Annotated in this window: 15 protein-coding genes; 8 read left to right on the forward strand and 7 right to left on the reverse strand. The window is 63.4% G+C overall.

The genetic code is table 11. The annotated features are described in order from the left end of the window. Positions 1 to 29: 29 nt before the first annotated feature. Positions 30 to 245 (forward strand): DUF2970 domain-containing protein, encoded by a 216-nt coding sequence (locus LMH93_RS17655; RefSeq protein ID WP_003250401.1) that lies wholly within the window; start codon positions 30 to 32, stop codon positions 243 to 245. A gap of 763 nt (positions 246 to 1,008) precedes the next feature. On the opposite strand, the gene LMH93_RS17660 is transcribed toward LMH93_RS17655, so the two are convergent. Next, positions 1,009 to 2,085, reverse strand: coding sequence for an ABC transporter substrate-binding protein (locus LMH93_RS17660; protein ID WP_230064426.1), 1,077 nt, complete (start codon positions 2,083 to 2,085; stop codon positions 1,009 to 1,011). Positions 2,086 to 2,298: 213 nt separating this feature from the next. Between LMH93_RS17660 and LMH93_RS17665 the strand changes: the two genes are divergently transcribed. Both LMH93_RS17665 and LMH93_RS17670 read left to right on the forward strand, forming a co-directional pair. Next, positions 2,299 to 3,951 (forward strand): nitrite/sulfite reductase, encoded by a 1,653-nt coding sequence (locus LMH93_RS17665; RefSeq protein ID WP_012052949.1) that lies wholly within the window; start codon positions 2,299 to 2,301, stop codon positions 3,949 to 3,951. Then, the gene (locus LMH93_RS17670; protein ID WP_003250391.1) at positions 3,935 to 4,429 is read left to right on the forward strand and encodes a DUF934 domain-containing protein; all 495 of its coding nucleotides are present in this window, start codon (positions 3,935 to 3,937) and stop codon (positions 4,427 to 4,429) included. Before LMH93_RS17665 ends, LMH93_RS17670 begins: the two co-directional genes overlap by 17 nt. Positions 4,430 to 4,475: 46 nt before the next feature. Here the strand turns inward: LMH93_RS17670 and LMH93_RS17675 are convergent, their stop codons facing one another. After that, positions 4,476 to 8,663, reverse strand: a complete 4,188-nt coding sequence (locus LMH93_RS17675) for an NEL-type E3 ubiquitin ligase domain-containing protein (protein ID WP_230064427.1) — start codon at positions 8,661 to 8,663, stop codon at positions 4,476 to 4,478. 204 nt (positions 8,664 to 8,867) lie between these two features. On the opposite strand from LMH93_RS17675, the gene dkgB reads away from it, so the two are divergent. The 5 genes from dkgB (at position 8,868) to LMH93_RS17700 (ending at position 14,450) form a co-directional block, all read left to right on the forward strand. Further along, complete coding sequence (gene dkgB, locus LMH93_RS17680) at positions 8,868 to 9,671, forward strand: 2,5-didehydrogluconate reductase DkgB (protein WP_047604040.1); 804 nt, start codon at positions 8,868 to 8,870, stop codon at positions 9,669 to 9,671. 20 nt (positions 9,672 to 9,691) lie between these two features. Beyond that, a complete protein-coding gene (locus LMH93_RS17685) occupies positions 9,692 to 10,864 on the forward strand; it encodes an MFS transporter (RefSeq protein ID WP_100773397.1) in 1,173 nt (390 codons plus the stop codon). Between the two features lie 253 nt (positions 10,865 to 11,117). Further along, positions 11,118 to 12,350, forward strand: a complete 1,233-nt coding sequence (locus LMH93_RS17690) for an MFS transporter (protein ID WP_230064428.1) — start codon at positions 11,118 to 11,120, stop codon at positions 12,348 to 12,350. 36 nt (positions 12,351 to 12,386) lie between these two features. Beyond that, on the forward strand, positions 12,387 to 13,160 hold the full coding sequence (locus tag LMH93_RS17695) for an AraC family transcriptional regulator (protein ID WP_004575751.1): 774 nt from the start codon (positions 12,387 to 12,389) through the stop codon (positions 13,158 to 13,160). 141 nt (positions 13,161 to 13,301) lie between these two features. Further along, positions 13,302 to 14,450, forward strand: a complete 1,149-nt coding sequence (locus LMH93_RS17700) for a M14 family metallopeptidase (RefSeq protein WP_003250378.1) — start codon at positions 13,302 to 13,304, stop codon at positions 14,448 to 14,450. Positions 14,451 to 14,525: 75 nt separating this feature from the next. Here the strand turns inward: LMH93_RS17700 and LMH93_RS17705 are convergent, their stop codons facing one another. The 5 genes from LMH93_RS17705 to LMH93_RS17725 form a co-directional block, all read right to left on the reverse strand. Then, positions 14,526 to 15,497, reverse strand: a complete 972-nt coding sequence (locus tag LMH93_RS17705) for a Csu type fimbrial protein (RefSeq protein ID WP_230064429.1) — start codon at positions 15,495 to 15,497, stop codon at positions 14,526 to 14,528. Further along, entirely contained in the window at positions 15,494 to 17,791 is a 2,298-nt protein-coding gene (locus LMH93_RS17710) for a fimbria/pilus outer membrane usher protein (protein WP_230065372.1), read from the reverse strand. Before LMH93_RS17710 ends, LMH93_RS17705 begins: the two co-directional genes overlap by 4 nt. Positions 17,792 to 17,899: 108 nt before the next feature. Beyond that, positions 17,900 to 18,676 carry a fimbrial biogenesis chaperone gene (locus LMH93_RS17715; RefSeq protein ID WP_014861818.1) on the reverse strand — a complete coding sequence of 259 codons (777 nt, stop codon included), beginning with the start codon at positions 18,674 to 18,676 and terminating at the stop codon, positions 17,900 to 17,902. A 40-nt stretch (positions 18,677 to 18,716) separates the two neighbouring features. Further along, a complete protein-coding gene (locus tag LMH93_RS17720; protein WP_014861819.1) occupies positions 18,717 to 19,220 on the reverse strand; it encodes a Csu type fimbrial protein in 504 nt (167 codons plus the stop codon). A 3-nt stretch (positions 19,221 to 19,223) separates the two neighbouring features. Next, positions 19,224 to 19,757, reverse strand: coding sequence for a Csu type fimbrial protein (locus LMH93_RS17725; RefSeq protein WP_012052960.1), 534 nt, complete (start codon positions 19,755 to 19,757; stop codon positions 19,224 to 19,226). Positions 19,758 to 19,763 lie beyond the last annotated feature (6 nt).

Below are 19,763 nucleotides of genomic sequence, written 5' to 3' on the forward strand. Positions count from 1 at the left end.
GATTGCCTCTGATTTCCCCAGGAGCCACCATGGACGATTCCAGCCAGGGCAAACCCCCGACCTTCTGGCAGATGCTGCACAGCATCCTCGCTGCCGCCTTCGGCGTGCAAAGCGGCAAAAACCGCGCACGCGACTTCACCCACGGCAAAGCCAGCCATTTCATTACGCTGGGGGCGCTGTTCACCCTGGTGTTCATTGCGGTATTGATCGGCCTGGTGCAATTGGCGCTGCACCTGACCCGCTAGCCTATGCCGGCCTCTTCGCGGGTAAACCCGCGCCTACAGCGGCCTGTGTCCAACCAGCGATGCGTGTGTAGGAGCGGGTTTACCCGCGAATACGGTCGCGGCGGCAACGGTGAACGGCAGGTGGTAATTGGCCAGCAGCCCCGGCCCTTTCGCGGGTGAACCCGCTCCTACGACGGCCTTTCCCCAACCAGCGATGCGTGTGTAGGAGCGGGTTTACCCGCGAATACGGTCGCGGCGGCAATGGTGAACGGCGGGGGGAGATTGGCCAGCAGGTCCGGCCCTTTCGCGGGTAAACCCGCTCCTACGACGGCCTTTCCCCAACCAGCGATGCGTGTGTAGGAGCGGGTTTACCCGCGAATACGGTCGCGGCCGCAACGGTGAACGGCAGGTGGAAATTGGCCAGCAGGGCCGGCCCTTTCGCGGGTAAACCCGCTCCTACAGCGGTGCTGCGCCATTATCAAGGCAGATGTTTTCACCGCAAAGAGACGGGCACAGGCAATACTAAAGCGCCTGCGAGATTCCCTCCCACAGGCGCCCTGCTACATCACGGTCTTGAGTTTCAAGTCACTGGTGGCTGACCCAATACACGGCAGTGACCACCACCAGAACGATCAGGCAGAGGATCGCCCAGGCATCGACGCTGCTGTCAGCTTTGCGGACCTTGGTTGAGTTTCCCATTGCATTGCCTCTTGTAGTGGTTATGGGAATGCACTTCACCACCAGCAGTTAAGACGAGCAATGCCCTTCCCTCAAGCAGGGTCATTCAATATTCGACCGGTGACGCCAGAAACGGGTAACGGTAACCGGGCGGGCGCCCTTCAGCACTGTAACGCCGAAAATCGACGCCGTAGTCGTCCCTTTCCAACAGCTTCAGCCAACGCCTGGCCTTGGCCTGATCGATTTCCTGCAATACCGGAACACGGCGCTCGCGCAGGCCGTCGCGGTTCAACGCCAGCCCGTGGGCGTCATCGTGCAGCATCACCATGGCCCAACCGCCAAGGGTGAAATGCCCCCCCATCAGCACGCTCAAGCGCCCATCGATACGTGCGCGCAACGCTTCGGGCGAGCTGTTGACGGCAGCGAACAGCACGTCACGACCCGCCGTGTACCCGGCCTCCTCGAACGCCTGCATGGCACCAAAGGCCATCTGGTCATTGGCCGACCACACCAGCCGGGTGGCCGGGTAACGCTCAAGCAACTGCTTCGCTTGCTCGTAGGCGCGCTGGCGGTTCCAGCCGCCGTATACCACTTGCCGCAAGCGCACCTGAGGGAAATCGGCCAAGGCGCGGCGCATGCCCTCAACGCGCAACTGCGAGGCCGGGGTGGTCTTGACCCCGGCAAAAGCCACCAGATCCACCGGCCCTGCGTCGCGAGGCAGCTGCGCGAGCATCAGGTGCAACATCTGGAAGCCTGCCTTCTCGTCGTTGCTCATCAAGGTACCCAGTGGCTCGGCATACTTGCCGGGCTGGGCCTCGATGCTGAGGCGCTGGCTGGCGGTCAGGCCATTATTGACCAGCAGCAGTTTCACCCCGGTGCCACGCGACAACCGCAGGATTTCCGGTGCCACGTACTGCTCATTGACCAGCACCAAGTAATCCGGACGCTGCGGCGCACTCAGGATCGCCCGGGCCTGGGCCAGTGCCAGGTCGGCTCGGCGCTCGCTGTATTGCACCTGCAGGGTCATGCCCAGCTCGTCCGCGGCAGCCTGCATGAAGCGGGTATAGCTGGTCCAGAATGTCTCGGTGGACAGCCCCGGGTTGAGGAACACCACCGAAGCCGGTTGCGCATTTGCCACCAATGGCAACACAAGGCACAAGCTTTGGCACAGGGCCTTGAGCATGGGGTCACATCTCTGCGAAGCAAACGCCGGATTATAAACGCCTGGCGATGCTCCGCGCACAAATGGCAGTCAATCTCACATAGTCCATTTGGTTCTTTTCATATGCAAAAACATCACTTTAGCGCATAACCGCAACCTGCTATCGTTCCCCGGCTCCGTACCGGAGTGCGCGGCCGTGCGCGCGAATAGCTGCATGCCTGAGACAGGACTTTTATGTACGTATACGACGAGTACGATCAGCGGATCATCGAGGACCGCGTCAAGCAGTTCCGTGATCAGACCCGCCGCTACCTGGCCGGTGAGCTGAGCGAAGAAGAATTCCGCCCTCTGCGCCTGCAGAACGGCCTATACATCCAACGTTTCGCGCCGATGCTGCGTGTCGCGGTGCCGTACGGCCAGCTGAACGCCAACCAGGTCCGCACCCTGGCCAAGATCGCTCGCGACTATGACAAGGGCTATGCCCACATTTCCACCCGCCAGAACGTGCAGTTCAACTGGCCGGCGCTGGAAGACATCCCCGACATCCTCGCCGAGCTGGCCACCGTGCAGATGCACGCGATCCAGACCAGCGGCAACTGCCTGCGCAACACCACCACCGACCAGTTCGCCGGTGTGGCCGCAGACGAGATCGTCGACCCGCGCCCATGGTGTGAAATCGTCCGTCAGTGGACCACCTTCCACCCGGAATTCGCCTACCTGCCACGCAAGTTCAAGATCGCCATCAACGGTTCGCAGGAAGACCGCGCCGCCATCGAAGTGCACGACATTGGCCTGGAGCCCGTGCGCAACGCGGCCGGCGAACTGGGCTTCCGTGTGCTGGTCGGTGGCGGCCTAGGCCGTACCCCGGTGGTGGGCTCGTTCATCAACGAGTTCCTGCCATGGCAGGACCTGATCAGCTACCTCGACGCCATCCTGCGCGTGTACAACCGTTACGGTCGCCGTGACAACAAGTACAAGGCGCGGATCAAGATTCTGGTCAAGGCCCTTACCCCGGAAGTGTTCGCCGAAAAGGTCGAGGCCGAAATGGTCCACCTGCGTGGCGGCACCACCACCCTGACCGAAGCCGAAGTGCAACGCGTATCGCGCCACTTCGTCGACCCCGAGTACCTCGCACTCGACAACGTCGACTACACCGCCCTGGATGCGGAGCACCCAGGGTTCGCCCGCTGGCGCTCGCGCAACACCCGCGCCCACAAGCGCCCGGGCTACGTGGCTGTTACCCTGTCACTCAAGCCTACCGGTGTTGCCCCGGGCGACGTGACCGACAAGCAGCTGGACGCCGTGGCCGACCTGGCCGAACGCTACAGCTTCGGCTTCCTGCGCACCTCGCACGAGCAGAACATCATCCTCGCCGACGTCGAGCAACGCCAGCTGCACGCGCTGTGGCTTGAACTGCGCGAAGGCGGCTTCGCTACCCCGAACATCGGCCTGCTGACCGACATCATCTGCTGCCCAGGTGGCGACTACTGCTCGCTGGCAAACGCCAAGTCGATCCCGATTGCCGAGTCCATCCAGCGCCGCTTCGACGACCTGGACTACCTGTTCGACATCGGCGAAATCGACCTGAACATCTCCGGCTGCATGAACGCCTGCGGCCACCACCACGTGGGCCACATCGGCATCCTCGGCGTGGACAAGAAGGGTGAGGAGTTCTACCAGGTGTCGCTGGGCGGCAACGCCGCACGCGGCGCAAGCCTGGGCAAGATCCTTGGCCCGTCCTTCGCGCAGGATGACATGGCCGATGTGATCGAGAAGCTGATCGCCGTGTACGTCGAGCAACGTACCGAGGAAGAGCGTTTCATCGACACCTACCAGCGTATCGGCATCGACCCCTTCAAGGAACGCGTCTATGCAGCGAATCATTAAGAACAACCAGATCGTCGACGAAACCTGGCACCTGCTGCCCAAGGAAACCTCGTTTGACGAGCTGACCAACTGCGACGACTACATCGTGCCGCTGCAAATGTGGCGCGACCATGCCCATGTGCTCAAGGCTCGCGATGGCGGCCTGGGTGTATGGCTGGACAGCGACCAGGAAGCGGAGGAAATCGGTGAAGACGTGCACCACTTCCAGGTCATCGCCCTGAACTTCCCGGCATTCACCGACGGCCGCAGCTACTCCAATGCGCGCCTGCTGCGTGACCGCTACAAGTTCAAAGGCGAACTGCGCGCCATCGGCGATGTGCTGCGCGACCAGCTGTTCTTCATGGCCCGCTGCGGCTTCGACGCCTTCGCCATCCGTGCCGACAAGGACCCGGAAGACGCGCTGCAAAGCCTGAAGGACTTCTCGGTGACCTACCAGGCCGCCACCGACGAACCGCTGCCGCTGTTCCGCCGCCGCTGATCGTCCCGCCCCAGCGAACAGCCCGCCTCTCGGCGGGCTGTTTCGTTCATAGGCCGTGGCGTTGAATTGCCTCTCGGCTCAATTCAAGCAAAAGCTGCCGTTTCGCGACCTCACGCGCTGCGCAGATATGCTCGACCTGGGCAAAATAGTCGCCATCGCTCAGCGTTTTCGACTGTTCGAGCAACGCATCCAGGCGCTGCTGAAAAGGCTCGTCCAAGCGGCTGAAGCGCGCCGCCTGCTGCTCGTGCAGGTAGTCCTGCCAGAAGGATCGATCTGCCAGCGCCTGCGCCAAGGCTTGTGGCGTTTCCTGCCGCAGCACCTCGCTGCGCGCGGCGTCCAGGTCTTCGCGGCCAACCCCGCTGAAACTCTCATACGAAAGATGGCTGGGCTGCACGGGAAGGTCGAGGCTATCCGCCAGCCTGACGCGATAGGTCAGGTAAACCTCAACGGGATCGTTCGAAAAGTAATCCGCAATATGCCGCGCGGCAATTGCGTTGACTTTGTCCAGGCGGAACAATGAACGCCCCAGCCTGACCAGCGCCCGCTCCTTCTGTAACCCGGTACCGGCTGTACCGGCCTTGGCGACCAGCGCGCCAACCTCCAGCTCGCTAAGCGTCAGCAGCAACTCGTCGCTGCAACTGCGCGGTCGGGCAACTTGCTCGAACAGGCTCGCCCGTACTTCAGCGTGCTGCTCGCAGGCTTCGAGGATATGCCACACCCGCGCCTGAAGGTCGCGCGGTTGTGCGTCGTATTCACGCAGGGCGCGTAAATCAGAGAAAAAGCGAAACAGATCCTGCGCCCCGGCTTCCTGGCTCAAGCGGTTCCAGCTCGCCAATCGCACCTCGCGCTGGGCTGGCGTGAACCCTAAAAACCAAGGGGCTGCAGCGTTCGGGATCGAAGTGGCATGAGCTGCACGTCGACGCTCAGCAGCCCCGGCCGACGCCCTGGCCAACTGCAAGCGCTGCAGGGTTTCGTCCGAGAGTGGATTGTCGTGCAGCTCCAGGCCCCGCCACAAGCGAAGCGGCACTAGGGACAACGCTTCAGGCAGCGTCTGGATCTGGTTGTCACGCATGTCCAGCAACTCCAGATTACCGTGCCTGGCCAGATCAGCGGGCAGTTCGCCCAGCCCGGTGTTGCGCAAGGACAGCCGGCGCAGCAGGGGGAAAGACGCCAAGGGTGGCAGCAAACCGACCGGGTTGCCGTTGAGCTCCAGGCGGCGCAGTTCCACAAGCTGGCTCAAACGCAGGTTATCCTCGCTGGAAAGCACGATCTGGTTGCCGCCAAGGCGCAGGTTTTTCAATTCGGTCAGTTGCTCGATACCTGCAGGTAGGCGTGTCAGCCGGTTGTTCCGCAAGTCCAGGTTGCGCACATTGCTGAAGCGACCAAGAAAGCCCGCATCAAGGCTCGTCAGCTGCATATCGCGCAGGGTCAGGTGCGTGATGTGGTCAAAACTCACATTTTCAGGCAAAGCCGGCAGGTCACCCACCCGCTCACCCACGAGGGTCAGGTGGTAGTCACCCGCCACCTCCCCAGGGGTAAAGCGCTGCCAGCTTGCCGTAATGCGCCTGGCAACCTTGATACGACGCAGGCGGCGAACAATGTTCAGCCCTGCGTCATTTCGCCAGGCTTGCAATGCCTGCTTGAGGCTGACCTTGGCCTGTAACAGTTGGCTGACATGGTCCCACGGGTCCACCCCCCGCTGCGCCAGGTCTTGCAGGTAGACCTCCAGCTGCTCACTGCTCATCACCGGGAACACGTGGTTCAACGTGCGCCGCAGTGCCTGGCGGGTGCCTGTCAGGTGGCCACTGAGCGGGTAGCCCAAACGCCCATCGAACAACCGCACAGGAGGGCGAATCCCCTGCCCCACACGGGCCAGCCCAATCATTCGGGCCGCCGCTTCACGGTCAGCGAGCGCCTCACGCCCAAGCCGCTCACCCAGTGCGTCATCCGTCATCTGGCTAATACCAAGCAACTGTCGCTGGCGGCTGTCCAGTTGCCGTCTCAACGTCTGCAGCAACCCACCCCTGCCCGCGGCAGGCAGCTCAACGTTGACCCCAGCCGACCAGGGGGCGATGGCATCGAGCAGGCCCAGCGCGAGCTTGCCGGTATCGTCATTTTCTGCCGCGGCCTGGCGCAACCCTGCGCAGGCACGGTCTATCCGACTGTCGCGTATTGCCCAGCGTGCACGTTCCGCCAAGGCCAAGGGCACCCGGCCTGCGCCCGTCAGGCTCTCCATCTCGACACTGCTGGCCCCCTCGACGATTTCCCGTGCGCAGCGGTGGGAAAGGCCTGGGAAGTCCCGCATCAAGACCCGGTCTGCTGCTTGCGGGCTGATCTGTCGCTCGTTGAAGACCTCCTCGAAAGCCTCACCTCGCAACGCCGGGAAATCACGGTGCAATTGCTGGCGCTCGATGGCATCGAGCAAGCGTGCCGGCGGGGGCGCATTTTCCAGTAACAAACGGCGCAGGCTGTCAGCCTCGAAACCCGTGGCCTGCAACGCCACAGACACCGCCTCATCGGGCACCTGCGCCGTGCGACTGGCAAGGCGGCGCACCATGTAGGCGGCGTCATGCCAGCGCTGCGGTTGTTCGAACTCATGCACCCATCCCCCGGCACCATTGTGCTCAAGTGCCGGTACGTAGGCCTGTGGCCTTGATGGATGATGAATACGCCATGCGCCATCGTCCCCTTCACTCACCTCATAGACAGTATCGTGCAGGCGCCTCAGCGAACGGCCAGTTTCATTCACGGCCTGTCCTACCATCAGATCGACGCCCTCACGCTGATAGCCCGACAAGGACGGGTCACACAGCCGCAACTGGCCATCGCCCAGGCTTACCGGCACCAAGGCATCCACCTGCGCCACTCGCTGGGCCAGCTTGCCAAGTGCCGTCGCCCCGGCCGTCGTCACCGCCGTCATCACAACCGTGTCGGCCACGTTGAACAAGTGGCCCAATGCGGCGTCGCGATCACCCAACTGCCAATCCTGGTAGCTTTCGTACACCTCACCTGCCAGCTGCACCACCGTAAGCCCCAGCAGGGCCTGCCCCAACACAGGCACAAACAGCGCTGCCAGGCCTGCTACGCTCAACCCCAAATCCAGATAGCCCTGCAAACGTGCGCGACGGTCGGCGACATCCTCATCCTCTGTCGATACCGCCAATACCCGTGCGTCATCCAGCATTTTGTCGATCCGGGCTTGGCGCAGCGCGACAAACACGTCGCCCTCGATCGCAAAACAGCGGCCATCCAGCTCAAGCGGGAGAACGGTATTACCGTGGCTGAGCAGCGCGTTCAGCGCCGCGCAGAAGGCGACGCGATCACGCTCTGCGACGAAGCGCTGGAAGTAGCGCCGATACGCTTCATTACGCAAACGTATGCCAAGGGTCATGTACAGCAGCTCCCAGCTGGTGTGCCAACTCACCGGGGCATACGGGTCCTCAGGGAACCACGCGATAACACCAAGCAGGCGGGCGTTCTGACGCACTTCGATCACCAGTGCGCCAATGACCTCCTTGCCCAACAGCCGCAGGGTGTGACACTTCAATACGGTGTTGTCGGCTGGCAGGAAAGACCCTGTGCCCACCACCTGGTTGATCCACTGACAGGTCTGCTCATCGATTTCACCCTTGATTCTTGCGGCGATTGCAGCAAGCGCCAGGTTGGCGCTCATCGCCTCCTCCAGGGCACTCTCGACGGCCACCCCCTCGCCTTCAAGCTTCGATTGCAAATGGCTTTGATAACGCCTGCCAATATCGATGTCTCTGCAAAGGCGGACAAAAGCTTGCGCACTTAGCGGCAGCAGGTGCCCGCTGGCAGTGACCAACTGCGACCCGGCCGCGAACCAGCCAGGCTGCATTTCCTTTTCGTGGAAGTTATGCAGTGCCGCCGAGAGAAGCGTCTGGGTGCTGACGATGCGTGTTGACGTGCTTGGTAAAGCAGGTGATATCGACGGTTTTGGCTGCAGGGTCACCAGCCTGAGCTGAGCCTGGCGCAAATCTACCTGCTTGATCGAATGGGCCTCGGGTGCACGTTTGAGCAACGACTCGGCGAACTCATCCAAGGGGGTTACAGCCCCTAACCAGGCGTCGACGTGGTCCTGCGCCCGCTGTTGGCGCAAAGCAGCGGCGCGCAGCCCTGTCAGCTCTTGGGCAGATGCGCGCTTGAGCCAGCCTGGCAGCTGACGGGCAATCAGCGCATCGATGGAGTCGGCGGGTATTACTGAAGGGGTCATGGGCAGCCTCAACGCTTGATAAAAAAGCGCTAGCTGAACAAGGTTCCAGTCCCCTCGGGCCCTATTTATGTAGTGAATGCACAGCTTGAAAATGTATTTGTGACTACAGGTCAAAGGACTTTGGCGCCATGGCGGCTTATTCGCTGCCGTTCAAACCTGCACACTGGCCATCACATGATCCTCCCCCTATTCAGGAGCAACCCCATGAGCGTTCCTTCCTTCGGCCTCGGCACCTTCCGCCTCTCCGGCCAAACCGTCATCGACTCGGTCAAGTCTGCCCTGGCAGTCGGCTACCGCGTCATCGATACCGCCCAGATCTACAAGAACGAAGCCGAAGTGGGCCAGGCCATCGCCGAAAGCGGCGTGCCGCGCAGCGAGCTGTTCATCACCACCAAGATCTGGGTCGACAACTACGCCGCCGACAAGCTGATCCCCAGCCTGCGTGACAGCTTGCAGAAGCTGCGCACCGACTACGTCGACCTGCTGCTGATCCACTGGCCAGCGCCGGGCAATGGCGTAGAACTGCCCGAGTACATGAAGGCCCTGGCCGACGCCAAGCAGCAAGGCCTGGCTCGCCAGATCGGCGTTTCCAACTTCAACATCGAGCTGACCAGGCAAGCCATTGCCGTGGTCGGCAAAGGGGAAATCGCCACCAACCAGATCGAGCTCAGCCCCTACCTGCAGAACAGCACGCTGACCGCGTTCCTCAAGGAACAAGGGATCACCGTGACCTCGTACATGACCCTGGCCTACGGCAAAGTGCTGAAAGACCCGGTGCTGGCCCAGATCGCCGCCAAGCACAAGGCTACCGTCGCCCAGGTTGCCCTGGCCTGGGCCTTGCAACTGGGCTATGCCGTGATCCCGTCGTCGACCAAGCGTGAAAACCTGGCCAGCAACCTGCTTGCCCGTGGCCTGACGCTGGACACCGACGATATGGCACGCATCGCCAAGCTGGAGCGCAACGGCCGCGAGGTCAGCCCTGACGGCCTGGCGCCAACCTGGGACTGACACTGATGACTGCTCAAACAATGAGACCCGGCCGCGTGCTCTTCGCGTTGGCCATTGGCGCCTTTGGCATCGGCACTACCGAGTTCACCCCGATGGGGCTACTGCCAGTCATCGCCCAGGGCGTGGAGGTGAGCATCCCCAGCGCCGGCATGCTGATCACCGCCTATGCCATTGGCGTGATGGTCGGCGCGCCGATCATGACCTTGCTGTTCAGCCGCTTTGGGAAGCGCGCTGCGCTGATGGCGCTGATGGCCATCTTCACCCTTGGCAACCTGCTGTCGTCACTGTCGCCGGACTACTACACCCTGCTCGCTTCGCGACTGGTCACCAGCCTCAACCATGGTGCGTTCTTCGGCCTGGGAGCCGTGGTGGCAGCCAGCGTGGTGCCCAAGGAAAAACAGGCCAGCGCCGTGGCCACCATGTTCATGGGCCTGACCATCGCCAACATCGGCGGCGTACCGGCCGCCACCTGGATCGGCCAGCAGATCGGCTGGCGCATGGCATTTGCCGGTACCGCCGTACTTGGCCTGCTGGCCATGGCCGCGCTGTGGTACGCCCTGCCCAAGGGTGAACGCGGCAGCGTGCCGCATGTGCGCAAGGAACTGGCGGTCATTGCCCGCCCCAGCGTGCTGCTGGCAATGGCCACCACCGTGCTCGGTGCCGGCGCCATGTTCACCTTGTACACCTACGTGGCGCCGGTGCTGGCCGAACTGACCGGTGCCTCGGACAGCTTCGTAACCTTGGCGCTGGTACTGATCGGCGTTGGCTTCACCCTTGGCAACAGCCTGGGTGGCCGCCTGGCCGACTGGTCGCTGGATGGCGCGGCGAAAATCTTCCTTGCCGTGCTGGCGCTGATCATGCTGCTGATGCCCCTGGTACTGAGCAGCCACCTCGGCACCGCCATCGCCCTGCTGGTCTGGGGCATGTTCACCTTCGCCGTGGTACCGCCGCTGCAAATGCGCGTCATGACTGCCGCCATCGAGGCGCCAGGCCTGGCATCGTCGATCAACGTGGGTGCGTTCAACCTGGGTAACGCCGTGGGCGCGGCGCTGGGTGGTGCGGTTATCAGCCTGAACCTGGGCTACGCCGCCGTGCCAATGGCCGGAGGTGTGCTGGCGGCTGCGGGGCTGTTGCTGGTATGGCTGGGCGGGCGCAACAAGGTCGCCGGCAAGACCGCAGCCGATATGGCCTGAAGGCAACCACCTGCAGGAGCGGCCCACCGCGATACAAGGCCGCTTCTGCACACGGGCCGCACCTGACGCCTGCGACGCACCGTTCCTCACTGCAATGATGAAATGCCGGGCGATTGCGTGCGCTTGTCAGGCTGTGGGCACGGATGCCCGAAACGCGACATTGGCTGCCCGTTCGGCGTGAGACAGGCAACCTCGGCACTGGATAACCTGCTGCGGCAATGCCTTGCTCCCTTGCCATAGAAGAACCTTGCCCATGACAACTTCCGCCGCCTCCGTAGCAGCCGCCACGCCTGCCGACCAGCCTCAGGGCTTTGTCGTGCGCATCGTCGGTGCTGCTGCATTCGCCCACCTGCTCAACGACCTGATTCAAGCCGTACTGCCGTCGATCTACCCCATGCTGAAAAGCGATTTCGCGCTGAGCTTCGCCCAGATCGGCTGGATCGCCTTGGTGTATCAGGTGACCGCTTCCCTGCTGCAACCTTGGGTCGGCATGTTCACCGACAAGCACCCACAACCCTACCTGCTGCCTGCCGGCATGGTGGTGACGCTGGTGGGCATCGCCCTGCTCGCCTTTGCCGGCAGCTATGAAATGCTGCTGGTGGCCGCCGCCGTGGTCGGCGTGGGTTCGGCCACCTTTCACCCAGAGGCCTCGCGGGTCGCCAGGATGGCTTCCGGCGGGCGCTTCGGGACCGCGCAATCAACCTTCCAGGTCGGCGGTAATACCGGCTCGGCCCTCGGCCCACTGCTCACCGCCGCCATCATCATTCCGCACGGCCAACCGGCCATTGCCTGGTTCATGCTGGCCGCTGCGCTGGCCGTTCTGGTGCTGCTGCGGGTGACGGGCTGGAGCGTGCGCCACGGCCAGGCCCGGCTCAAGAGCTTCGCGGGCCAACAGGCCCCCGGCCTGTCGCGGGGTGCCATGTGGCGCGCTGTGGTGGTGATCGCCGTGCTGATGTTCGCCAAGTTCGTCTACATCGCTTCGTTCACCAACTTCTTCACCTTCTACCTGATCGAGCATTTCGGCCTGAGTGTGCAGCACAGCCAGCTGTACCTGTTCGTGTTCCTCGCAGCCGTTGCGCTGGGCACCTTTGCCGGTGGCCCGGTGGGTGATCGCATCGGGCGCAAGGCCGTGATCTGGGTCTCGTTCCTCGGCGTGGCGCCCTTCGCCCTGGCCCTGCCCCATGCCAACCTCGCCTGGACAGCCGTACTGGCGGTGGCCATCGGCCTGGTGATGTCCTCGGCATTCGCTGCCCTGGTGGTGTATGCCCAGGAGGCGGTACCAGGCCGGGTCGGCATGGTTTCGGGGGTGATGTTCGGGCTGATGTTCGGCATCAGCGGCGTGGGTGCAGCCGGCCTGGGCGCACTGGCCGACCGGCATGGCATCGAATGGGTGTACCAAGCCATCGCGTTCCTGCCGCTGCTCGGGTTGGCCACCGCCTTGCTACCGGCCACCCGCTCGCGGGCCCGCCCTGGCCGTTGCTGCTAAAGTGGCGCTGCCAGGCTGCTTCGATACGAGGTCACGATGGTAAAGCCGCAGCGTGAATTGCTGGTGGAGGTCGATGAGTGGACCTGGGAAGTGGGTAGCCGTGCGACAGACTACCCAAGCGACTGGTTCATCGAGCCCCATAGCCATACCAAGCATCAACTGATCTATGCCATCAAAGGCCTGATGATCGTCGAGTCCGGAAACGAATGCTGGACAGTGCCACCCAGCCGCGGTGTGTGGATGCCTTGCGGCCAGGTGCACGCCATTCGCTGTGTCGGCGACGTGAAGATGCGCAGTGTGTTCGTGCGCATCGACGCGGCAACAGGCCTGCCCCTGCAGAGCAAGGCCATCAGCATCTCGCCCTTGCTCAGCGAACTGATCAAGGCCTCGGTGGGGTTCACCGCACCGTTTGCCGAGGACTCGCGCGAAGCCCGGGTCATGCGCCTGATCCTCGACGAAATCTGCGTACTGCCGACCTTGCCGCTGAAGCTGTCGCAACCCAGCGACCAGCGCCTGCGGGTGATCTGCACGGCATTGCATGAACGGCCCGACGATAACGCCACCGTTGCCGACTGGGGCGTGCAACTGGGGGTGGACGAAAAGACCATCCAGCGGTTGTTCCGCAAGGAAACCGGCATGACCTTCGGCCAGTGGCGTCAGCAGGCGCGGCTGATGCAGGCACTGGAGCGAATTGCCCTGGGCGAGCGAATCATCGATGTGGCGGGGGCCTTGGGCTATGACAGCCCAAGTGCCTTCGCCAGCATGTTCAAACGCCAGTTCGGTACCACGCCCAGCCAGTTCTTCAGATAACCTGAAGTCCACGCATTTGCCGGCACTGGCCCGCCGCATACGGGCTGTCCGCTGACGGCTCGCCCTGCCTGTTCTTGCACAGCATCCCCGCCAAGCCGTATACAGTACCCCTACAACAATGCCCGCAAAGGAGCCCGGCACATGACCGTGACGCTGTCCCCCCTGCAGATCGACTGCGATTTCGACTCCGGCAACATACAGGTACTGGATGCCAGCAACCCGGCCCAGGTACACCTGGCCATTCGCCCGGACACCCACAGCGGCCACTACCAGTGGTTCCACTTCAAGGTCAGCGGGCTCACACCGGGGCAGGTTCATCGCTTCAGCCTGGACAACGCTTCTGGCTCCTCGTACAAGAACGCGTGGAGCGGCTACAACGCTGTGGCCAGCTACGACCAGCAGCGCTGGTTCCGCGTGCCCAGCCAGTTCGACGGTACGGCGCTATCGTTCGAGGTCAAGGCTGAACAGGACCAGATCTGGTTCGCCTATTTCGAGCCCTACCCGCGTGCCCGCCACAACCAGCTGATCGAACGGGCCCGCCAACTCCCGGGTGTCGAGTTGCTGGCCAGCGGCCGCAGTATCCAGGGCCGCGATATCCCGCTGCTGCGGGCAGGCGACGGTGCCGAAGGCAAGCGCAAGCTGTGGCTGATTGCCCAGCAGCACCCGGGCGAGCACATGGCCGAATGGTTCATGGAAGGCGTGATCGACCGCCTGCAGGCCAACGACGCAGTGGTCCAGCAATTGCTCGCCAAGGCCGACCTTTACCTGATCCCCAACATGAACCCCGACGGCGCCTTCCTCGGCCACCTGCGCACCAACTTCAAAGGCAAGGACCTCAACCGCGCCTGGCAGGACGCCAGCGTCGAATTCAGCCCGGAAGTGTTCTTTGCACAGGCGCAGATGAAGCAGTACGGTGTGGATGCCTTCATCGACGTGCACGGTGACGAAGAGATCCCGCACGTGTTCACGGCCGCATGCGAGGGCAACCCCGGTTACACCCCTCGGCTGGCCAAGCTCGAAGAGCAGTTCCGTACCACCTTGTGCAGCCTGACTCGCGACTTCCAGACGGTGCATGGCTATACCCGTGACGAGCCCGGACAGGCGAACACGACGCTGGCCTGCAACGCGGTGGGCATGGCCCATGACTGCCTGTCACTGACGCTGGAGATGCCGTTCAAGGACCATGACGACGCCCCCGATGCAGTTGCCGGGTGGTCGGGAGCGCGCTCGAAGGCACTGGCCGGCGCGGTGCTGGAGACCCTGGCAAGCATGGTAGGCGATTTGCGCTGAACCTCGTCTTGCGCAGCCCTGCAGGAGCAGCCCGTCGCGACACGCGGCGGCTGCTTCGGGGGTATTGATCGCCGTTCAGAACTGCACATCCAGTATCACACTGTCGGTATAGGTCGCAGCCGGCGGTGTCGCCTGATCGGTATAGACCTTGGCGTTGTAGTTGAACACCTGGCTACCCGTGCCGGTACCTACGCCGGGGTTGATGTCGGCATCCGTACTGGAACGCCTGGCAGCCCCTGACGCCCCCCAGCGCACGGTACCGGCACTTTTGAAAATGTCATAGGCCAGGTAGTTGTTGGCCGAAGACTTCATCCGCCGCCGCCCACCGGACACGTTCTGCCCGTCACCCAGCCCTACCGTGTAGCTGCTGCCCTTGGTGCATGACACGTTTATGCTCTGGCTCACCGTGCCGAACCCCGCCACCACCGGCGCACTGGCGAAGCTGATGTCAGGCGTGGTGATCTGGCAATCGTTGGTCACCGTCAGGCTCACGTTCAAGAGCTGGCTACCCGAGCCGATGTCGCGCCCAAGGCATATCCCCAACGCGCCAATCCCCGAACAATAATCCCAGCTCCAGGCCACGGTCAGGGCCTCTTGATACAACCCGGCCGCGACATTGCTGCCAATCTGGGTGCGCATGTAGATCGGCACCGCCTTGGGCGTGGTACCGCCGAGCAGCCCCAGCAAGTCGAGGATGCCGTTGCGGGCGAAGTCGTAGGCCACACCCCGGGTAATCGGGTAGCGGGTGGTGTTGTCGGCATAGAGCGTATAGGGAATGACATCGCCTGTCGGGCCGACCAGACCGCCCGAAGCGGGCGTGATCGTGGCGTAGAAATGATCACCGCTGCTGAGCAAGGTCAGCAGCGAACCGGTGCACTGCAACCCGGAGTTGAGGCTGGAAGCCGTCTGTACCGTGTTGCGAACCTGCGTCGAATTAAGGCTGCCAAACGCTGCCGGCAAGGTGGCCACCGACGAGCAAAGCGCCCAGGCCGTACTGCTCGGCAACAGCAGCACGCTCGCCACCAGGCCCCACCGCCAGGCATTCATCGGCACACCAACGGACCAATCAAAGGGACCGAGCCTTGCGCGTCAGGCAGGTCGAACGCCACTTCGCAATGCCCACCCCCTTCAAGCGCCACCTGAAGGCGGTTATGCGACGACAGGTTCTCCAGGTACACCAACCCGTCCCACCCCACCACCGCCTGGGTGCCACTCTCTGCGTGGGTGACACGGCTACCCAGTTTGAGCACCTGCTGATTGCCATCCACCAATTCGACACTGGCCGCCATGACGCGCTTGAGGGGGAACTCCAGCAAGTAACCGCTGCCCCGTCGTACCGCCACACGCTGCTCAACGTCCGGTGCGAGGACATCCGGTGGCAGGTTCATGGGGTCGATCTCGTACTTGCCCCGGTAGTAACCACTGCTGTAAGGCACCAGCAAGTGCCCCTTGGCATCGGTACGGCCGATTTCCTGGTTTTCATAACGCACCGGCACATCGGCGTAACCTGCGGTGCTGACCACCACGAAGGCATCATCGATACGGTTGGCGGCGAACACGCCGGCATCCATCCACACCAGAGAACCACTGGCGTCGGCCCAGCGGGTCATCTCGCCGCTGCTGCCATACACACCGGCCTGCAATTGCACCGATTGCAGGCGCCAGGTGACGTCGGCCTGGCGATAGGCATCACGGTCGCTGCCTGCGGCATAGCCCAGGTTGTAACCGACGCCGACACCCGCTGGCACCGCGCGGCTGTAGTTGACCCGTTGCAGGGTCTCGCCTTCATTGCTGCGTTCCATGCTCAGCGCCAGGGTGCCGTGCAGGTCGAACGGGATCACCAGCTGCGCCTGCACCGCCCACTGGCTGTCACCCACTTCACGGTTGGCCGACAGGTACACACTGCTGCTGCCCCACAGCGGCTTGCTGTAGCTCAGGTTGATCAACCGGGTACGCGTTCCGTCACCGGCGCGCACGTCGAAGTAGCCAGCGCCAATGCTGCCGTACGCGTTCAGGTTGACACTGAGGGTAACCTGTTCGCTGCTTTTGCTCAGTTGCATGTCCGGGGAGCCCACCCGGCTCAGGTCGGCATAATCGCCATGGCGTTGCAGGCGCTGGTAACCGAAGCCGATGCGCTGGCTGTTGTACTGGTAGCCAAGGGCGACCTGGTGGCCTTTGTCGCCCTCGAACCGGCTTTGCGCCAAGGCAGCGTTGAGCACGCCGAAATTGCCCACGCGCATGTTGCCACCCAGCCCTCCCAGCATCAGCGACTCCGCCGTTTCGGCGTGGGTTTCCAGGGTGAACATGTCACTGAGCCCATAGCGCAGGCTGCCCGAGGCAATACCCGGCCCATAGCTGAAATCGCGTACGCCGTAATCCCGGCGCAGGCTGCCGGCGGCCACCGAGTAGTCCGACAGGCCCTTCTGCAGCAGGCTGCTGGTGACATAGAACGGCAAGGTGGTCGACACCTGCCGGCCAAGGGCATCCGTGGTGACCACCACCGCCTCCCCGGCCCCGTTGATGAACGGCACGTTGGTCAGGGTGTACGGGCCTGGCTGCAGTTCGGTGGTGCTGGACTTGAAACCGTTGATGAACAGGTCGAGCGACGTGGGGACCGCCGCTTCACCGGCGAACGCAGGCAACGGGTAAGTGACAAGATCCGGACGCACCGCGAAGTCGCGTGACAGCTGCACCCCGCCCACGCGCACCGAACTGCTCCAGGGCAACGCACCCGTCACGAAGTCACCAGCTTCGTAGGTCAGCAGGCGCTGCTCGTCGGTAAAGCGCCAGGTGGTGTCGTAACGCATGAAGCCACGGCGGGTATCGTCCGCCTGTGCGCCATTGAAAGACTGACGCCACTGCCCGGTGCTGGAAAAGGTACCCCAGCTGTCGAACAGGCGCAGCTCGTTCCAGGTGGCCAGGTAGGTGCCGCCTTGATCGGTGTCGTTGAGATACAGGTCGTAGTTGAACAAGGCGCCAAAACTGCTGCGCGCATCGCTGGCCGGGTAAAGGTTGCGATCACCCACTTGCTGGTCAGGCAACCAGGCCGGCGGTACCTGCAGCAACAGGCGCTGGTTCTGACTGTCGTAATCGGTATGCAGCCCCGCGATGCTGTCCAGGGCCACCTCCCCCTGGGGGTTGCCCGGCAGCGAAACGCCGGCTGCACGCAATAGGTCGCTGTCCAGGTACAACCGCCCGGCCCGCTGCTGCACCGGTATCAGGTCAACCCTGGGCATCTGGTTCACCACCAGGTCGAGGTAAAGGGTGGCCTCGGCGATGGCGGACATCTCCGTGGGCGGTGGGGGCAAGTCGTCGGCCAGCACCAGCGCGGGGCTGACCATGGCCAGCCCTAGGCACCAGCGGCACGTCGTCGCCGGGAGCCATTTCACACACGGTTTCCAACCATTGCCGGGTCCTCCTTGGCCCCTGCACTTCATTCAGCCGTTGGCTCATTGGCCTTGGCGGATGGCGTCCGCCGAGTGTTGACCATTGACCCTGCCCTTCAGCACGCTAACGTTGCCGGATGCCACGGGAGCCGGCCAGCGCATGCTTGCCCCTGGCAGTACATAACCCAGCAGGCCTTCAGCCAGTGGCTTGCTCTGGGGGCCTTGCTGCACGACCACATCGGTCAGCCGCGCATGTACCGGGCCCGTGTTACGCAGTTCAATGTAGGGCTTGCCCTGCACCGTCACCGGGCGCCAACTGAGCTGCGGCTTGCCCACGCCCTCGGCATTGCGTTTGCCTTCAGGGTCGGCCTTGCCCCACAGCCCTTCGCCATAGACGAACAGCGGCACCGAATAGCGCATCTGCAATCGAATGGCCGCCGTCGCGCCGGGCTCGGCCTTGTCGACCGGGATGGCGGGCGGAATCTCGTCGATGATGATGCGGTAGGCCTGCTCCTGGCCGGCGGGTGAAGGGCCGGTACGGGTCAGGCGGATCAGCTGCTTCTGCCCGGGTGCAATGTTGGCGACCGGCGGGCTGCCGATAATCTCGCGCTGCGCCTGGAACTGCTCCTGGTAATCACCCTGGCGCCAGGCGAATACCCGCACCTGCAGGTTTGCCGGCGCAGTGCCACGGTTTTCCAGCCACAACGCACCTGCCTTCTGGTCGGCCTCCAGCACCGGGTCGATCGGCCAGATCAGCACCGAAGTGGCCGCCCAGGCCGGCAGGCTTGCCAGCGACAATAATCCAGTCAATCCACGCGTCCACTTCGCGCCTGCCCGCATGCAGCTCTCCTTAGACACTTGTCATGGGTGGCGCTGGCCGTTACCAGGTCACCGTCACTTGCACCACATCGGTGTAGGTCCCTGCCGGCTGCGTGCCGGTCAGCTGAACCCGCCCGTACACCGGTAGCTTGATCGCCGTCGGGTCGGAATAGCTCACCGCCACGCTCTGGCCGATCCCCAAGGCCTGGCTATAGGCGGCGTCCCGGTACAACTGGTAGGCCAGCACTTGCGTGCCACTGGTGCGCTTCAGGTTGCGTGTGCCACTGGCACTGTTTTGCCCGCCGTCCAGGCTCATGCTCATGGCCACGCCCGGCGTGCACTGGAACGTCACGGTAGAACCACCCAGCGATGTGCTGAGCAGCCCCGTGGACAGCGCCGACTGCGAGCCATAATCGAGCGTGCCGTAGCTGGTGACACCCCCCACCACCAGGCACCCGGCGACAACTTGCGCCGTCACCGTGAAGGTACTGGTGGTCACTGCCCCCAATGGGGCGGCCAACAACATGCTGACGCCAGTCAGGCTACCTGCCAGCCAGCCGCGCATGGGTCAGAACGACAGCTCGACCGAGATCGTGTCGCTGTAGACCCCTGCGGGCAGGCCCGGCTTGCCGACGGCCTTGCCGTAAAGGTTGACCGTCTGAGCGGCGCCGGTACTGGTCGGCAGGGTGATGGTGTCGTCGACCGCCAGCAACGCCGTACGCCCCGCGTCGGTATAGAGGTCGTACGGTACAAAGTTGCCAGAACCATCAGCGAGCGCACGGGTGCCGCCGCTCGACTGGCCGTCATGCAGGCCGGCACGCACTTTGATCACGGGCACCGTACCTGCCGAGCACAGGATGCTCATGGCGCCCCCCCCGCCTCCCAGCACCTGGGCATTGGCGGTGACGAACAAGGCATCCTGGGTACCGAAGTTCAAGGCACCGAAGTTAAGCCCCGACGTGCCCGACGTGCCATTGACCTGGCACGCCGCAGTCAGCGTCAGGGTCGAGCTGATACTGCCCGTCACCGTGGCCGCCTGGGCCTGGGAAGCCAACGCCAGGCCCAGGCCTGCGAGGACGCAATATGAAAGGTTCGTTCGCATCGGAGT

Origin of the sequence: Pseudomonas sp. CIP-10, from assembly GCF_020911845.1 — a bacterium.
In the GTDB taxonomy this organism is placed as follows: Bacteria; Pseudomonadota; Gammaproteobacteria; order Pseudomonadales; family Pseudomonadaceae; genus Aquipseudomonas; species Aquipseudomonas alloputida.

What these genes read in the sequence shown, in the direction of transcription:
- LMH93_RS17670 (WP_003250391.1), top strand. Translation starts at nt 3,935, where the DNA reads ATGCAGCGAATCATTAAGAACAACCAGATCGTCGACGAAACCTGGCAC.
- LMH93_RS17700 (WP_003250378.1), top strand. Translation starts at nt 13,302, where the DNA reads ATGACCGTGACGCTGTCCCCCCTGCAGATCGACTGCGATTTCGACTCC.
- LMH93_RS17720 (WP_014861819.1), bottom strand. Translation starts at nt 19,220, where the DNA reads ATGCGCGGCTGGCTGGCAGGTAGCCTGACTGGCGTCAGCATGTTGTTG.
- dkgB (WP_047604040.1), top strand. Translation starts at nt 8,868, where the DNA reads ATGAGCGTTCCTTCCTTCGGCCTCGGCACCTTCCGCCTCTCCGGCCAA.
- LMH93_RS17705 (WP_230064429.1), bottom strand. Translation starts at nt 15,497, where the DNA reads ATGAATGCCTGGCGGTGGGGCCTGGTGGCGAGCGTGCTGCTGTTGCCG.
- LMH93_RS17675 (WP_230064427.1), bottom strand. Translation starts at nt 8,663, where the DNA reads ATGACCCCTTCAGTAATACCCGCCGACTCCATCGATGCGCTGATTGCC.
- LMH93_RS17710 (WP_230065372.1), bottom strand. Translation starts at nt 17,791, where the DNA reads ATGGTCAGCCCCGCGCTGGTGCTGGCCGACGACTTGCCCCCACCGCCC.
- LMH93_RS17690 (WP_230064428.1), top strand. Translation starts at nt 11,118, where the DNA reads ATGACAACTTCCGCCGCCTCCGTAGCAGCCGCCACGCCTGCCGACCAG.
- LMH93_RS17725 (WP_012052960.1), bottom strand. Translation starts at nt 19,757, where the DNA reads ATGCGAACGAACCTTTCATATTGCGTCCTCGCAGGCCTGGGCCTGGCG.
- LMH93_RS17655 (WP_003250401.1), top strand. Translation starts at nt 30, where the DNA reads ATGGACGATTCCAGCCAGGGCAAACCCCCGACCTTCTGGCAGATGCTG.
- LMH93_RS17660 (WP_230064426.1), bottom strand. Translation starts at nt 2,085, where the DNA reads ATGCTCAAGGCCCTGTGCCAAAGCTTGTGCCTTGTGTTGCCATTGGTG.
- LMH93_RS17685 (WP_100773397.1), top strand. Translation starts at nt 9,692, where the DNA reads ATGAGACCCGGCCGCGTGCTCTTCGCGTTGGCCATTGGCGCCTTTGGC.
- LMH93_RS17715 (WP_014861818.1), bottom strand. Translation starts at nt 18,676, where the DNA reads ATGCGGGCAGGCGCGAAGTGGACGCGTGGATTGACTGGATTATTGTCG.
- LMH93_RS17695 (WP_004575751.1), top strand. Translation starts at nt 12,387, where the DNA reads ATGGTAAAGCCGCAGCGTGAATTGCTGGTGGAGGTCGATGAGTGGACC.
- LMH93_RS17665 (WP_012052949.1), top strand. Translation starts at nt 2,299, where the DNA reads ATGTACGTATACGACGAGTACGATCAGCGGATCATCGAGGACCGCGTC.